Source organism: Vibrio sp. S17_S38, assembly GCF_014694375.1.
Classification (GTDB): Bacteria; Pseudomonadota; Gammaproteobacteria; order Enterobacterales; family Vibrionaceae; genus Vibrio.
Map to the genome: position 1 here is coordinate 90,433 of NZ_JAAUWW010000014.1, position 15,697 is coordinate 106,129.

13 protein-coding genes and 1 riboswitch are annotated in these 15,697 nt (G+C 40.1%); of the genes, 9 read left to right on the forward strand and 4 right to left on the reverse strand.

Going from position 1 to position 15,697, the window contains the following annotated elements:
* Positions 1–12: 12 nt before the first annotated feature.
* Both HC725_RS12010 and ubiA read left to right on the forward strand, forming a co-directional pair.
* Positions 13–558 carry a chorismate lyase gene (locus tag HC725_RS12010; RefSeq protein ID WP_190332060.1) on the forward strand — a complete coding sequence of 182 codons (546 nt, stop codon included), beginning with the start codon at positions 13–15 and terminating at the stop codon, positions 556–558.
* Between the two features lie 44 nt (positions 559–602).
* The gene (gene ubiA / locus HC725_RS12015) at positions 603–1,457 is read left to right on the forward strand and encodes a 4-hydroxybenzoate octaprenyltransferase (protein WP_190332061.1); all 855 of its coding nucleotides are present in this window, start codon (positions 603–605) and stop codon (positions 1,455–1,457) included.
* An 89-nt stretch (positions 1,458–1,546) separates the two neighbouring features.
* Here ubiA and plsB read toward each other — a convergent pair whose 3' ends face one another.
* Positions 1,547–3,982 (reverse strand): glycerol-3-phosphate 1-O-acyltransferase PlsB, encoded by a 2,436-nt coding sequence (plsB, locus tag HC725_RS12020; RefSeq protein WP_190332062.1) that lies wholly within the window; start codon positions 3,980–3,982, stop codon positions 1,547–1,549.
* A gap of 278 nt (positions 3,983–4,260) precedes the next feature.
* Between plsB and lexA the strand changes: the two genes are divergently transcribed.
* From lexA to dinF, 3 genes are all read left to right on the forward strand, one after another.
* Positions 4,261–4,884, forward strand: coding sequence for a transcriptional repressor LexA (gene lexA / locus HC725_RS12025; RefSeq protein ID WP_190332063.1), 624 nt, complete (start codon positions 4,261–4,263; stop codon positions 4,882–4,884).
* 202 nt (positions 4,885–5,086) lie between these two features.
* Positions 5,087–5,872 (forward strand): class I SAM-dependent methyltransferase, encoded by a 786-nt coding sequence (locus HC725_RS12030; protein ID WP_190332077.1) that lies wholly within the window; start codon positions 5,087–5,089, stop codon positions 5,870–5,872.
* A gap of 128 nt (positions 5,873–6,000) precedes the next feature.
* Complete coding sequence (dinF, locus tag HC725_RS12035; RefSeq protein ID WP_190332064.1) at positions 6,001–7,350, forward strand: MATE family efflux transporter DinF; 1,350 nt, start codon at positions 6,001–6,003, stop codon at positions 7,348–7,350.
* A gap of 98 nt (positions 7,351–7,448) precedes the next feature.
* Here dinF and sthA read toward each other — a convergent pair whose 3' ends face one another.
* The gene (gene sthA / locus HC725_RS12040; protein WP_190332065.1) at positions 7,449–8,849 is read right to left on the reverse strand and encodes a Si-specific NAD(P)(+) transhydrogenase; all 1,401 of its coding nucleotides are present in this window, start codon (positions 8,847–8,849) and stop codon (positions 7,449–7,451) included.
* Between the two features lie 237 nt (positions 8,850–9,086).
* Here sthA and fabR point away from each other — a divergent pair, with 237 nt between their 5' ends.
* Complete coding sequence (gene fabR / locus HC725_RS12045) at positions 9,087–9,704, forward strand: HTH-type transcriptional repressor FabR (RefSeq protein ID WP_190332066.1); 618 nt, start codon at positions 9,087–9,089, stop codon at positions 9,702–9,704.
* An 85-nt stretch (positions 9,705–9,789) separates the two neighbouring features.
* On the opposite strand, the gene trmA is transcribed toward fabR, so the two are convergent.
* Complete coding sequence (gene trmA, locus HC725_RS12050) at positions 9,790–10,896, reverse strand: tRNA (uridine(54)-C5)-methyltransferase TrmA (protein WP_190332067.1); 1,107 nt, start codon at positions 10,894–10,896, stop codon at positions 9,790–9,792.
* A 171-nt stretch (positions 10,897–11,067) separates the two neighbouring features.
* Positions 11,068–11,309: riboswitch (cobalamin riboswitch) on the forward strand.
* Positions 11,310–11,344: 35 nt separating this feature from the next.
* Between trmA and HC725_RS12055 the strand changes: the two genes are divergently transcribed.
* The 3 genes from HC725_RS12055 (at position 11,345) to murI (ending at position 14,775) form a co-directional block, all read left to right on the forward strand.
* Complete coding sequence (locus HC725_RS12055; protein WP_190332068.1) at positions 11,345–13,162, forward strand: TonB-dependent receptor domain-containing protein; 1,818 nt, start codon at positions 11,345–11,347, stop codon at positions 13,160–13,162.
* Between the two features lie 86 nt (positions 13,163–13,248).
* Positions 13,249–13,911: a Dph6-related ATP pyrophosphatase gene (locus HC725_RS12060; protein WP_190332069.1), complete on the forward strand. Its 663-nt coding sequence runs from the start codon at positions 13,249–13,251 to the stop codon at positions 13,909–13,911.
* A gap of 54 nt (positions 13,912–13,965) precedes the next feature.
* Positions 13,966–14,775, forward strand: a complete 810-nt coding sequence (gene murI / locus HC725_RS12065) for a glutamate racemase (protein ID WP_446751367.1) — start codon at positions 13,966–13,968, stop codon at positions 14,773–14,775.
* Here murI and HC725_RS12070 read toward each other — a convergent pair.
* Complete coding sequence (locus HC725_RS12070; protein WP_190332071.1) at positions 14,729–15,184, reverse strand: RNA recognition motif domain-containing protein; 456 nt, start codon at positions 15,182–15,184, stop codon at positions 14,729–14,731. The genes murI and HC725_RS12070 overlap by 47 nt on opposite strands.
* Between the last annotated feature and the right edge of the window lie 513 nt (positions 15,185–15,697).

The following is a 15,697-nucleotide window of genomic DNA, read 5'->3' on the forward strand; positions in this document are numbered from 1 at the left end:
AACTGTCTAGCTATGATAAAACAAGATTATTCTCATAATTTTAAAAGTTTAAAAGATATTGATTGGCAAGGTGCTGATGCTTTCGATTTTGCTGACTCATTAGATTCAGATTGGCTACTTGAGCAGGGCTCGCTGTCGCGTTTATTTTCGCAACATTGCCAAAAATTAAGTGCGCATGTGGTGCAAAATATTCGCATTGAAGCAGATCAATTAACAGATTTTCAACGCAGTATGATTGGTGATGAAGCGTGCTTGCTACGTGAAGTTATTCTAGCGGCGGATGATGACGCATGGCTATTGGGAAGTACGCTGATCCCAATTTCGTCTCTGAGCGATGCCCAGTTTGATTTAGCTAAGCAAGGCTCTATTCCTCTAGGTTTAACCGTATTTCAAGCTCAAGAAGTAAAGCGTAACGGTTTGCATTTAGGGATGTTAGCCACCGATTTAGGGCATTTGGCCGCCCGATGCTCTCGTTTATGGATGAACGATAAGCCGATGCTTGTGACGGAGTTGTTTTTACCACTGTCACCGATTTATCGAATAAATTCAGTGAAATAAATATGATTGTTAATGGATGTTGTGTAAGAGGGATGTCGTTATAAATGAACATAGTTAAGGCTCGCGCATTTTGGCAACTAACACGAATGAACCGACCGATTGGTTCATTGTTGTTAATGTGGCCGACATTATGGGCATTGTTTCTTGCCAGTGATGGTTTGCCGCAATGGGATGTCGTGGTGGTATTTGTTTTGGGGGTATTTTTCATGCGTTCGGCTGGGTGTGTGATCAATGATTATGCTGACCGAAAATATGATGGCCATGTAAAGCGCACCAAAGCCCGTCCCATCCCATCTGGTTTAGTTAGCCCGAAAGAAGCGCTGATATTGTTTTTTGTGCTGGTTATTGCTTCGTTCTTATTGGTTTTGAGCATGAACGCACTCACTATTGAGCTTTCTTTGGTTGGTGTTGTATTAGCGTTTATTTATCCTTTCATGAAGCGTTTTACGCATGTTCCGCAATTATTTTTAGGTTTGGCGTTTAGTTGGGCGATTCCTATGGCATGGGCGGCGGAAGCTGGACATTTGCCGATGGAAGTATGGTTATTGTTTATGGTTAACGTGATGTGGACCATTGCTTATGACACGCAATATGCGATGGTTGATCGTGACGATGATTTAAAAATTGGGATTAAATCGACGGCAATTTTGTTTGGCCGTTTTGATAAGTTGATTATTGGCGCATTACAACTGCTCACCTTATTACTATTAATGCTATTAGGGTCATGGATGGAGCTAGGTTCTAGCTATTATTGGGGCATATTAGTGGCCGCTGCTTTATTTGTTTATCAACAACGTTTAATCCGAAATCGTAGTCGAGATGGTAGCTTTAAGGCTTTCTTGAATAACAATTATGTTGGTATGGTCATTGCTGTTGGTATTTTTATTAGCGTGTGGTAATCGATCTTAAATGATTAAAAAACCGCGTACATTCATATTGGGTCACTTCAATATGAATGTACGCGGTTTTTATTATAGATTCTAAAATGTTACTTTATTTTATGTAACACGCTTTCTTGTAAAGTCAGTAATACTTCAGAAGACAGTAATTCACCAAGCAAATCAACCAGTTCTTTGGTCTTGTGTTGATCATTCTCATTTGTGCTTTCAATATAGCCTTGTTGTTTTAAGGTTTGGAAGAAAGTAATGAACACGCCTTTATCGAAAAACTCTGGTGCATTAATGCCATGCAGTCGGCCTAAGCGTTGTGCAATATCTTGGCTCTGCTGCTCTAGACTCGTTTTATCAATATCGGGAATGGCAACCAATTGAGTGAGAGCAATCGCATAGCGTTGTAGTGTTTCGACGATGGTACGTGATAGCAATATTAAGGTTTGCACTTGTGTTGGATTGGTCGATAGCTCTCCATTGGTTTCAATAATTAATTGTTGGCGCAATAATTCATCTATCAACTTATCTACTGCACTTTCTAACCCTTGTTCTGAATGATGTAAGAATAATTCCGCTTTTAAGAAGGGATAAATGAGCCCAATTGCCTGTTGTAACTCTATACGAGAGATATGTCCTTTTTGAATGATTAGATGGGCGATTAAAGACGGCAGAGCAAACAGGTGAATAATATTATTACGATAAAATGTCATTAAAATTGATTGTTGACGATCAAGAGAAATAATATCGCCTTTGCTGTCTTGCTCTACTTTAAATTTATCCAATTTTTCAGCGTGTTCCACTAATTCGGCTGCAGTGGCATTCGGTACGGTTGATGTCGCCGTGTAGGGAACTTGAGTAAGAAGTGAAATATAACAATTAATCTGTTGTTCCAGTTTCTTGCGAGACAGGGCTCTTTGGTTAGATGCGAGCAATGCTGTTGCGCATAAAGTAAGAGCGTTAGTCGCGGTCGCATCATTAATATGGGTCATCATTTTATTTGCAAGTTTATTGACCACAGGATTTATCCATTGTGGTTTTTGAGATAAGTCTTGCGGATCATTTTCAGTTTTACTCGACCAGCCAGGTATTTGTTCATTTAAGTATTGGTTTAGGTTAATGGGTTCACCAAAGTTGACATAACCTTGCCCAAAATTGCGCAGCTTACGAATCGTTTTCAGCACCATACCTGCATTTTCTTTCTCTTTACGCTTTCCTGTGAGCTCCTTGGCGTAAGTCGATACTTCCATAACATGCTCATAGCCAATGTAAACAGGGACTAAAGTGACAGGACGATTTAAGCCGCGCAACATAGTTTGAATCGTCATTGCGAGCATGCCGGTTTTGGCTTGTAGCAAACGACCAGTGCGCGAACGACCGCCTTCACAGAAAAATTCAACCGAATAACCTTTGGTAAATAATTCGGCTAAATATTCACGGAAAATAGTGGAGTAAAGCTTATTACCTTTAAAAGTGCGACGAATAAAGAAAGCACCGCCTCGTCGGAAAATAGGTCCTGCTGGGAAGAAGTTTAGATTTACACCGGCGGCAATATGAGGCGGTACCATGCCTTCGTGGTGTAAAACATAAGACAATAGTAAGTAATCCATATGGCTACGGTGGCAAGGAACATAAATGATTTCGTGACCATCTTGGGCTAATTTCCTAACCACTGACATATTATTGATGTTCAAACCTTGGTACAGCTTGTTCCATAGCCAGCCTAGGAATTTTGCCCCAACTTTAATTAACGAGTAAGAAAAATCGGCTGCTATTTCTTCTAAAATATCTTGAGCCTGCTTTTGGGCTTTTTCGTGTGAGATTTTTTTAGATTTAGCTTCATCATCGATGGCTTTTTGAATAGCCGGTGATTTTAATAAGCGATTAAACAGAACTTGGCGCTGTGGCAGGCTTGGACCTGATGCGGCAAGTTTTTGACGAGAGAAATGAATTCGAGCGACACGGGCGAGTTTATGGGCAATGACTTCATCGACACCGTGATTGTCAGCCATGTAACGCAGCGAAACAATTGGACTAAAGCGAATTAAACAATCTCGACCTGAAGACACCAACACTTTTGTTTTTTGGCAAGCGCTCATGGCTTCTAAATAAGGTTTCTCTTGACCTTCTTTACCGGGTTTTCTTCCCCATAATACCGACGTCGGCAAAATTTGAATATCGAGTTCGGCATCATCTTGGTGCTTTGCTAATAGTTCTGAAAATAATAAGACCGATTTTTTAGGTAAAATATTTTTTGCGCCGATTGACGTCCCTTTAGCAGTAATAAAAACAAAGCGGTCATATTCTTGTCCGTTAATCGCAAGAGGGGTTAACGGATCGGGCAAACCTAACGTCTTTGCTTGTGTTTGCAACGAAATTAAGTCGATATCAGAGTCAAAAGGTAAGACATAAACAATAGGTTTGGATAAATCGAGCTGTAATTCTTCGACTGGGTCGGCTGGTATGGTTTTACCTTTTACCATTACTGAAAGGGGTAACTTGAGAAGTGAACGAGAAATCAAGTGTCCATAAGACATAGCAATGTGAGCCTCAGAATATATACCCTTTTATTGGGATATAATTTTAGTTAATACGTATCAAAAATAGTAATCAAGAAGACTACTCATGCATTCAATCCGGCTATTCTACCTTTTTCATGATCATTTGGCTTGTTTTGATCAACGGTTGTTTTATTCGGTACGATATACAAAAAATGTTAACTATTTGTCTAATAGTAAAAAATTATGATTTCACTGGCGTTATTATTTTTCACTGTATATACTCACAGTCAACTGTATAAAAAGACAGGTGGAGTATGAAGCCCTTAACCCCTCGACAGCAACAAATTTTTGAGCTGATTAAAGAGAAAATAGACATCACAGGAATGCCGCCAACTCGTGCAGAAATTGCTCGTGAACTTGGGTTTCGTTCTGCAAATGCCGCGGAAGAGCATTTAAAAGCCTTAGCGCGTAAAAATGTTATTGAAATTATACCGGGTGCTTCGCGTGGTATTCGTATTGTTCAAACAGAAGCTGAATTACTTGAAGAGCAAGGATTACCCTTGATCGGTCGAGTGGCGGCTGGCGAGCCGATTCTGGCGCAGGAGCATGTTGAAAGCCATTATCAAGTCGATCCGAGTATGTTTAAACCTCAAGCGGATTTCTTGCTGCGCGTACATGGCATGAGTATGAAAGATATCGGTATTGTGGATGGTGACTTACTTGCCGTACACAAAACTCAAGATGTTCGAAATGGTCAAGTCGTGGTTGCGCGTGTCGATGATGATGTGACCGTAAAGCGATTAGAGCGCAAAGGTTCTATCGTTTTATTACATGCTGAAAATGAAGAGTTTAGCTCAATTGAAGTTGATTTAACTCAGCAGCAATTATCGATCGAAGGTATTGCCGTTGGGATTATTCGTAATAATACTTGGATGTAATCGTTTGTATTTATCGATGTGATTAAGGCAGCACTTAATCGGTTCAGCGATCATTTGCTTTCAGCTAATTGATTATTTAACTTGCCAGTACAAATGATAATCATTATCATCAGTTAATCTCAAATAAGGAGATTAACTGATGAATTCCCCTCAGCCCGTTTCATCTTCTGATACTAAGCCAACTAGGCTTGATTCTTTTACGATGCCTTATCAAGTTCCTGCTAATTTATTGCAACCATTATGGTTACGCAGTCGAGAAAGTTTGATTGATAATGGTTTGGTGTATGATCCGATTGCTGCACGAGCTTGCCAACGTTGTCAGTTATCTCTGGCTTGTTTGTCTGGTGATGTCGATCAAAAACAATTACTTCATGCCACACTCACGCAATTATGTGATATCGAAGTTCGTCAATTTTTAGAGCGATACCCTAATGCTTGGATCATTAATGTTGGTGCTGGTCTTGATACTCGCTTTTATCGTCTTGATAATGGGCGTTGTCATTGGATTGAGCTGGATGTGAATGAAAACTTAGTGTGGCGACAAAAATTATTTCATCATAGCGAACGATACAAAATGATGTGTGGATCGGTGCCAGATATGGATTGGCTAGAGCAGTTAGTTATTCCTGAAAGTTCGCCGATCTTAATTGTGTGTGATCAAGCTTTACTCACTCATCAACGTAATCAAGTCGCTCATTTTATTCAAAAATTAGGGCGTTATTTTACTCATGCCCAAGCTTGTATAGTGTTAGCCGGAGATAGAACTCAATCTTATTGGGGGCGAAAAATGGGTTGCGAAATTTATTCTCATGGTTTAGCTGAACCAGCTAAGAGCGTATTAAATTGGTTACCGTGGATTGTACGAATTAAAGCTCGATCTCCAATGGATCATAATTGTAAACGCTGGACAATTTGGCAAAGAACGGTATCTCGATTACCGTTTTTAAAGCATCGCTTAACGCCAGTATTAGTGTACTTCCGTTGGTAAGAGTCCACGCTAAGTAAGTGTCCACTGACTTCCATGGCTTGGCGTATCTCTCTATTCTGGTTTGATATCTTTATGCTCACATAAAGCTTTGCTTGGTATACACTAGCCACTCATAAAGAGAGGTTCTCGTGTTCAGACAACTCCAACATATTTTATCTCAACGATCCATTCACCAGCAGGTGTTAGTACTCGCTATTCCTATGGTGCTCTCTAATATTACGGTTCCCTTACTTGGCTTGGTCGATGCCGCAGTTATCGGTCATTTGGATCGTTCGTGGTATTTAGGCGGTGTTGCGCTAGGAAGCACTATGATCAGTGTGACGTTTTGGTTGCTTGGTTTTTTACGAATGGCAACTACGGGCCTAACGGCGCAAGCACAAGGAGAGCAAAATCCAGAGAAATTAGCGAAAGTATGGTTGCAGGGAATGCTGGTCGCACTATTGCTGGCGAGTTTGTTCTTATTACTTCATTCTCCACTCGCCGATCTTATTTTCTCTTTTAGCCAAGCCAGTGAAGAGGTGAAGCATTATGGTATGCAATATTTTTCGATTCGTGTTTGGAGTGCACCGGCAGCGTTAGCCAATTTTGTTATTTTAGGTTGGTTGCTCGGCACTCAAAATGCCCGATCCCCGATGTGGTTAGTCATCGTTATCAACCTCGCCAACATTGTTTTGGATATATTGTTTGTGTTGGTGTTTGATTGGAAAGTTGCGGGCGCTGCTTGGGCATCGGTATTGTCCGATTATACTGGTTTGGCTCTCGGTTTATTTTTTGTCGCCCGCACATGGACAAAGCAACAATTACCCTCGCTATGGTCACTATTACCTTCCGCTACCCACAATATGGGTCGAATGCTAAGACTGAATAGTGATATCTTTTTACGATCTTTATGCTTACAAGCCGTTTTCAGTTTTATGACCTTCCAAGGCGCAGCCTTAGGCGATGATGTTGTTGCCGCCAATGCGGTTTTAATGAGTTTTTTGATGATGGTGTCTTACGGCATGGATGGCTTTGCTTATGCGATGGAAGCTATGGTGGGTAAAGCCGTAGGGGCAAAAAGTCGAGATCAGCTTTTACATTCATTAATAGGAACTTCATTTTGGGGCTTGCTCTGTAGTTTGGGCTTAACCTTATTATTCTTGTGTTTTGGCGAAGGCTTAATTCGACTAGTAACTGATATTAATAGTGTTCAATTGCAAGCGAATACTTACTTGCCTTGGCTCATTATTATGCCGATTGTTTCCATGTGGTGTTTTTTACTCGATGGGATTTTTGTTGGTGCGACTAAAGGCAAAGAAATGCGTAACAGTATGTTGGTTGCCATGCTGAGTTTCTTTATTTTGTATTATAGCTGTGCTAACTGGGGCAATCATGCGTTATGGTTTTCGATGGTTATGTTTATGGGGATGCGTGGCGCAGGGTTAGCTTTTATCTTTATTCGACAGTGGAAATCGCAAAGCTTTGTTAAGGTAAACTAAAGCTAAGGTAAATTAAATATGGGTAAGGACAGGTAAAAACAGGGAGCTAAATAGCTCCCTTTTGTTTGTCTTTATCTATATAGAAAGTCTAATTCTATTTAAAACAACCGATTCAAACCATTTAGTGCTGCAACTCGGAAGGCTTCTGCCATGGTTGGATAGTTAAAGGTAGTATTCACAAAATACTCGATAGTATTAGCATCTCCTTTTTGTTCCATGATCGCTTGCCCGATGTGAATAATTTCCGCCGCGCGCTCACCAAAACAATGAATACCTAAAATTGCTTTAGTCTCTCGATGGAATAAAATTTTCAAACTACCCACGTCTTTACCGGCAATTTGCGCGCGTGCCAAGTGTTTAAAAGAGGCGCGACCTACTTCATACGGAATTTTTGCAGATGTCAGTTCTTGTTCTGTTTTTCCGACCGAACTAATTTCTGGAATGGTGTAAATGCCTGTTGGAATATCTTCAATTAAGAATTGATCGGCTTGGCCTTTTGCAATGGCTTGTGCAACAAAACGACCTTGATCATAAGCAGCGCTGGCAAGGCTTGGGTATCCAATGACATCACCAACTGCGTAAACATGCTCAACACTGGTTTGATAATGTTTGTTCACCGAAAGTTGGCCACGAGAATCAGGTGTTAATCCTACTTCTTGTAAATCTAATGTATCGGTATTACCTGTGCGGCCATTGGCGTATAACAAACAATCGGCTTTCATTTTTTTGCCTGACTGCATATGGACGATCACACCGTCAGATGTACCTTCAACTTTTTGGTATGTCTCATCATTGCGGATCACTACACCGCTGTTCCAGAAGTGATAAGACAAAGCATCGGAGGTTTCATTATCTAAGAAGGCTAATAAACGATCGCGAGTGTTGATCAGATCGGTTTTAACACCAAGACCTCGGAAAATAGAGGCATATTCACAGCCGATCACACCCGCCCCATAAATAATAATATGGCGTGGATCGTGTTGCAGATTTAATACGGTGTCGCTGTTATAAATACGTGGATGGTTAAAATCGATATCATCAGGTTGATAAGGACGAGAGCCTGTTGCGATAACAAATTTCTCTGCGGTGTAGTGTTCAAATGATCCGTCTGCTTGAGCGACAGAAACTGAATTTGAGCCAGTAAATCGGGCTTTGCCAAAAATTAAGGTACATTCATTTCGATCGTAAAACCCTTGGCGTAACCGAGTCTGTTTATCAATAACTATTTTGGCATGATCTAGAATATCTGAAAATGATGCGGTTAAGCTGGTGTTATTTTTGCAAAACAAAGGGTTACTATTGAATTCAATAATACGGCTAACGGCATGACGTAATGCTTTGGAAGGTATGGTGCCCCAGTGAGTACAACCTCCACCGACACTGTTTTCTTTTTCTATTATGGCAACGTTTAACCCAGCTTTGGCCAATCCCATCGCGGCACCTTCTCCACCTGGGCCGCTACCAATGACGATGACATCAAAGTGTGTTGAATCCTTCATGCTTTACCCTTGTTATATTTCACAACATAATATATTCACTATATTAACCTATTCATTTTATGGGTAAATGATCCACATGAAAACACATCGGGGGGATCACAAAGATAAGAAGGATTCATCTAAATTTTGTTGTATTGAAAATGAAAAGTTATTATGGAAGTGGTTGATGGCTCTATTTATAGGTATATTGTCTTGATGGTTTTTGGGTTCCGCACGTTAAAATAAGTAGATAGCATTATGGGTATTCGAGCTCAACAGAAAGAAAAAACACGTCGCTCCCTAATTGATGCAGCGTTTGGTCAATTGAGTGCTGATCGAGGTTTTTCTAATTTAAGCCTACGAGAAGTATCAAGAGAAGCAGGGATTGCGCCTACTTCTTTTTATCGTCACTTTAAAGATATGGATGAACTAGGTTTGGTTATGGTGGATGAGGGCGGTTTGTTATTACGCCAGCTTATGCGCCAAGCACGCCAACGTATTGTTGCTGAAGGGAGTTTAATTCGGACTTCGGTGCATACTTTTATGGAGTTTATAGAGCACAACCCGAATATCTTTCGTTTATTGTTGCGTGAGCGTTCTGGAACATCGACAGAGTTTCGAACTGCTGTCACGCGCGAGGTGCATCATTTTGGCGCTGAATTAACGGAATATTTAATGAGAACGGGTTTAGAGCGTGAATTTGCGGCTATTCAAGCTGAAGCGGCGGTCACCATTGTCTTCACTTCGGGAGCAGAAGCTTTGGATTTAAATGTTGAAGATAGAAATGCTTTATCTGAACGAATGATTTTACAGTTAAAGATGTTGTCGAAAGGTGCGATGTTAACAAAGAGAAAGTACCGTCAATCTGGTCGTTAATATATTGTTTGAATTTGAATGTTAGGGGTAAAAATATCGACTTTATGTAAGCAGTAAAGTCGATATTATTGTTCACCATGAATGATTATTTACGCTCTAAAAACACACCGACTTCCATATGATGGGTGTAAGGAAATTGATCAAACAGAGCAAAGCGCGTGACATGGTGAGTTTGAGTCAAAATGGCTAAGTTATCTTTCAGGGTTTCAGGGTTACATGAAATATACATAATACGTTCATAACCTTGTACCATTTTACAGGTGCCGTCATCCATGCCCGAACGAGGCGGATCGACAAAAATGGTGTTGCAGTGATAACTGTTTAAATCAATGCCATTATCTTTCAAACGACGAAACTCGCGTTTACCTTCCATTGCATCCGTAAAATCCTCTGCCGACATGCGAATAATTTGTACGTTATCAATGTTGTTTGCTTTGATGTTGTATTGCGCTGAATCTACGGATGGCTTCGCTAATTCTGTCGCGAGTACTCGATTAAAGTTTTGCGCCAAGGCAAGGGAGAAATTCCCGTTACCACAATACAGTTCAAGTAAATCACCTTGGCTGTCTTGAGTGCAATCAACCGCCCATTCCAACATTTTCTGCGCCACAATTCCGTTAGGTTGAGTGAAGCTATTTTCAACCTGTTGATAGATATAAGGCTTACCGTTGACTTGCAGTTTTTCTATCACATATTCGCGATCCATGACGATTTTCATTTTACGAGCGCGACCAATTAAATCTAGGTTAAATCCTTCATCGTTAAGGCGTTGCTTTAAGGCTTGTGCTTGTTGCTTCCATTCTTCATCGAGTTGGCGGTGGTATAACAGCGAAACTAAAATCTCACCACTTAATGTAGACAAAAAATCCACTTGAAATAGTTTATGGCGCAAGCTGCGATTCGGCTTCATTGCATCTAATAGCAGTGGCATTAAATCATTAATAAGGCGGCTAGCGGTTGGGAATTGATCAACACGGTATTTTTCACGAGTTTCTTGGTTAAACATGATGTAATACATGTCTTCACCTTCATGCCATACGCGAAATTCAGCACGCATGCGGTAGTGTTGTTCTGGTGATTCAAAGACTTCGATTTCTGGCGTCGTAAACTCACAAAACATCTCGTCTAGACGTTGCAGTTTGTTGGTCAGTTGTTGCGCATAGCGATCCGCGCTGCTGTTTACAGTTGCCATAAATAAGCCTTTTGGTGTTCTTTTTAAATAGAGATTGGAACAAGGAGCGCAGATTTTATCTATTGCAGCAAAGATGTCCAGTTTTGACTATAAATCATCGCTGACCTGAATAAATGAGAAATACATCATTCATTGCTCTTAATAATAGTGTAGACAAGGCGATCATAGCACTTTAGGATCGGCTTTGCTGGTGACCTCTGTATTTGATTTTATTGAATAGGGGAGGCTGAAAAGGGAATTTGGTGTAAATCCAGAACTGACGCGCAGCGGTGTGAAGAACGAAACTTTCAAGGTTAATGATTAACCGAGACACTGTTTTAGCTTGAGGTTAAGCAAGATGGGAAGTGGAAAGGAGTAGGTGGTAGCAATACCGAGCTTTAAGTCCGAAGACCTGCCAGCAACGGAGCAAATGCTCGCAATGTTTCTCGCGTTTTAGGACTTACAATAAATGAAAAAAACACTTTTAGCAGCGTCTATTATGTCGCTGTGCACCCCTCTCTCTTTTTCATATGCTGCTGAGGCAGTTTCACAACAAATAGTCACAGTATTAGGCACAAGTTTAACCGAATCAGTTGAAAATACGATTGTTCCTGTTGTCGTTGTTACAAAAGCGGATATTCAAGCCCAACAAGCTAACACGCTAACCGAAGTATTACGTCAACTTCCTGGTGTCCAGTTAACCCAGAATGGTGGTTATGGCTCTACAGGAAAAGCGTATGTTAGGGGTAGTAGTAATGTCTTATTCTTATTGAATGGTTCTCGGATAGGCAGTGCTACAACTGGTTATGCTGATATTGGTCAAATACCGCTTACAGGCATTCAACGTATTGAATATGTTCGAGGCGCAAGAGCTGCTGTTTATGGTGCGGATGCCAGCGCGGGTGTGATTAATATCATTACTGCGACTAATCCAAGCAAGAATACAGCAGGCATGAGTGCAACTGGAGGTAGCGATCAATATCAATCATATACTGGGAATGCGAGTATATTGATCGGAGATAAAGGCTGGTTGAATTTGGTCGCTAAGCATCAAGAATCTAATGGTTTTGACGCATTGAAAAATAATGATCCTGATGACGATGGATTTAAAAATCAAGATATAGTCGCCGATTTAGGTTATCAATTATCGGATAACTGGTTGCTTAGGCTTGGTGGGCAATACCATGATGGGCAAGTTGATTATGATGACAGTTATACCAATGGTGCAACCAATGATAATTATAACTACACACTTTCCACTCAGTTAGAATATCAATCCGCTCGTTATGCATCGACCTTTGCAATGACTCAAAATAAAGAAGAATTAGTCGATAGTTTATATGGTGAAACTACGACAGAGCGATATACATTTAGCTGGCGCAATAACGTAGCTTTAAATAATACGAATAATATTGGATTCGGAGCAGAATATTATAATGACGATGTTGGTTCATCGGATACACAATACGATGAAACGGAGCGTTATAATCGAGCTGGGTATTTAGCTTATGGTTATAATGACGGTACTTACCAGTTAGAGTCGAGCGTTCGACTTGATGATAATGAACAATTTGGTTCGCATACTACTTGGCAGCTTGGGTTGGGTTGGCAGTTTGCTTCAGAATTACGATTAACTGCCAATGCGGGTACTGGTTTTAAAGCACCTGATTTTAATGCTCTCTACTACCCTGGAAGTTACTCAAATTCAGATTTAGAACCAGAAGAAACGACAAGTTATGAAGTTGCCATTGAAGGTGAGCATAGTTGGTTAGATTGGCGTTTGAGTGTTTACCAACAAGATATTGATAACCGTATTAGCTGCCAGGATAATAATAGTTGTGGTAATGATGATGTCTTGATCAATGGTGTTGAATGGACCGGAACTTTCATGACTGGTTGGTTACAACATACGCTCAGCTTAGAGTATTTAGATCCTAAAGATAAAAGTAATCAAAACAATAATCCACATAACCAAGCAACTCGTATAGCGAAAGAAAATGTGAAGTGGACGATTGGTTATCAAGGTGATAAATGGCAAGCGGCGATTAATTATCTTTATCAAGGAAAACGTTATGATACCTCTTTTGGTGGAGCCCCAAATTACTTACAAAATGTTGAAACACTTGACGCCTACTCGTTGGTTGGTTTAACAGCAAGTTATTATATAACTCAGCAATGGACTATAAGTGGCAGAATTGAAAACTTACTCGATGAAAATTATGAAACAGTGTATGACTATAATACAGCTGAACGTAGTTATTATGGCACCCTCGCTTATTCATTTTAAATGATCAGATAGACCGCCAACGGTTCAGTTTGGCGGTTTTTTATAGGAAGATATAAAGGTGCAGTGATAACAAAGGTGAACAATATATGAAAAAAGTCATGGTCAGTTGGTCATCTGGAAAAGATTCGTGCTTAACTTTAATTCGATTATTGCAGGATCCTACTCATGAAGTGGTTGGAGTCTTTACATCGTTTGTGGGTGAACAAGTTCCTTACCAAGTGACTCCTATTTCAGTGGTCGAGATGCAAGCTCAATTAATGGGATTACCACTGATCAAGATTGAGCTACCAGAAGTCTTTCCATCCAATGCAATTTATCAAGCGTGCATCGTCAATGGATTAAAGTCGTGCGAGCTAGAGTTTGATTGTGTTGCCTTTGGTGACATGTTTCATAACGGTATTGCCGATTATCGACGAAGTTATATTGAACCGGCTGGTTGGAAATGCATTTTTCCTTTATTAGGCACTTCAAGTAATCAACTGGCAAAAGAGATTCTAGATGTAGGTATAAAAACCATTTTGGTCACTACTCAAAATGAAATGTTACCAGCAGCATTTTGTGGACAGTGGTACACCTCAAGCTTGCTTAATCAACTTCCTGAGAATGTCGATTGGTGCGGTGAAAATGGGGAGTTCCACACTTTGGTGACTCAAGCTCCTTGTTTTACTGGGAAATTACAGCTTAGTCAATTACACATTGAATCTTTATCGGATTACTGCCACTTACGCTATCGAGCCGTTATTTCTTAATACATCACAAAGCGGTATGATGGCCCTCTTAATTGACTTGTAATGGTTAGGCGGATGCAAGCAGAAAAAAATGTGCTGATTTTTGATTCTGGCGTTGGCGGATTATCCGTCTTTAAAAATATCCATGCACATTTACCCCATCTCAATTATATCTACTTATTTGATAATGAAGGTTATCCGTATGGGGAGCTTGATAGTGAGGTATTACTTGAGAGAGTAAGTCGTTTGGTCGGAAAAATGGTGACTGAACATAATATAGATTTAGTGGTTATTGCCTGTAACACGGCAAGCACGATAGTCCTACCTCGTCTAAGGCAAGAGCTTAAGATCCCAGTTGTTGGTGTCGTTCCTGCGATTAAGCCTGCGGCAATGATTTCAACAAAAGCCATTGGCCTTATTGCTACACCAGCAACCATCAATCGTCACTATACTCATAACCTAATTAAAGAGTTTGCTCCTCAATCTAAAGTTCATCTGCTTGGTTCTACTCGCCTTGTTACAATGACGGAAGAAAAACTAAGAGGCAATCCGATTGATTACGATGAATTAAAAGAAATACTTTCTCCACTTATTAATCAAATTGATGTGGCTGTTCTCGGGTGTACACATTTCCCTCTTTTAAAATATGAGATGCAGAGTGTTTTTGGGAAGGATGTAGTGTTGATCGATTCAGGAGAAGCTATTGCGGTAAGAGTTGGTCGATTATTAAATCAAAATGTAACAGATAGCAAATTAACGAAACGTGGGTACTCTATATATAGCAGCGCCACACCTTGGGAAGGCGTGGCGCTGAACTTGGGATTGGCTGAATTTGGATTTAATCCAGTTCGGACATTTCCCCTTCCGGGTGTTTCGGATCATTAGCAACGCGAACTTTTAAAGTGCGTTGCATATAATCTTTTTCATTAAGGTTATTAATGATGCTATCGGTATCTGCTTCTGCAACAACAACAAAACCAAAACCACGTCGCTTGCCAGTTCTTTTATCTTTCATTAAACGAACAGCGAACACCTCACCATACTCGGAAAAAATTTGACGAACATTCGATTCATTTGCTTTATAAGGTAAATTACCTACATAAAGTGTTTGAGTCGAAGCTGTCTCTTTATTCGAAGAGCTTGCTTGTGTTGACGAAGAAGTAGAAAGAATAAGAGTGGTTGCGACAACACCAACTAGAAAGCTAACAATAGGTGAAACGTTAAAATAGAAAAATAACACGGCACCTACTACTGCAAGCACCATAACCATCATAATTGATTTTTTTGAGTTCATATTTGAATACTACATATTGAATAAAAGAAAGTTAAGAATACGCCTGTATAAGAACAGACTTATTGATCTTACGTTTAATAGAGAGTTTTTACCAACTTATTGCTGTGATATCGCTCAAATGTTTAAATTATAATCAAAAAATAATGGTTTGATTATAATTTAAACGGTTGAGCGATAAATTAAAAAAAGCCCTTGCCAATGTGAACTTGATCTCTATAATGCGACCTCACTGACACGGAGCACACAGCTTAACGGCCGCAACGGGTCAGAGGTCACAACCTTCTCAAAAAGGGTAACGAAAAAAGATTGTAGAAAGTGTTTGACACTCTCAATCAAATCGTTAAAATGGCCGCCCTCTTAACCGGAAAGCAAAAAGCTTGCCACGTTAAGATTGCTCTTTAACAATTTAAACCTATCAATCTGTGTGGGCACTCGTTGATGATAATCAATAAGATTTATCAATGAACTGAGTGACCAAACGGCTATTAATAAGAACAGCCTTGAGCTTGTTTG

Bases quoted from the DNA above. Each gene is read 5' to 3' on its own strand.
- HC725_RS12055 (WP_190332068.1), top strand. From the start codon at position 11,345: ATGAAAAAAACACTTTTAGCAGCGTCTATTATGTCGCTGTGCACCCCT.
- ubiA (WP_190332061.1), top strand. From the start codon at position 603: ATGAACATAGTTAAGGCTCGCGCATTTTGGCAACTAACACGAATGAAC.
- lexA (WP_190332063.1), top strand. From the start codon at position 4,261: ATGAAGCCCTTAACCCCTCGACAGCAACAAATTTTTGAGCTGATTAAA.
- trmA (WP_190332067.1), bottom strand. From the start codon at position 10,896: ATGGCAACTGTAAACAGCAGCGCGGATCGCTATGCGCAACAACTGACC.
- murI (WP_446751367.1), top strand. From the start codon at position 13,966: ATGCAAGCAGAAAAAAATGTGCTGATTTTTGATTCTGGCGTTGGCGGA.
- sthA (WP_190332065.1), bottom strand. From the start codon at position 8,849: ATGAAGGATTCAACACACTTTGATGTCATCGTCATTGGTAGCGGCCCA.
- HC725_RS12030 (WP_190332077.1), top strand. From the start codon at position 5,087: ATGCCTTATCAAGTTCCTGCTAATTTATTGCAACCATTATGGTTACGC.
- HC725_RS12060 (WP_190332069.1), top strand. From the start codon at position 13,249: ATGAAAAAAGTCATGGTCAGTTGGTCATCTGGAAAAGATTCGTGCTTA.
- HC725_RS12070 (WP_190332071.1), bottom strand. From the start codon at position 15,184: ATGAACTCAAAAAAATCAATTATGATGGTTATGGTGCTTGCAGTAGTA.
- HC725_RS12010 (WP_190332060.1), top strand. From the start codon at position 13: ATGATAAAACAAGATTATTCTCATAATTTTAAAAGTTTAAAAGATATT.
- plsB (WP_190332062.1), bottom strand. From the start codon at position 3,982: ATGTCTTATGGACACTTGATTTCTCGTTCACTTCTCAAGTTACCCCTT.
- fabR (WP_190332066.1), top strand. From the start codon at position 9,087: ATGGGTATTCGAGCTCAACAGAAAGAAAAAACACGTCGCTCCCTAATT.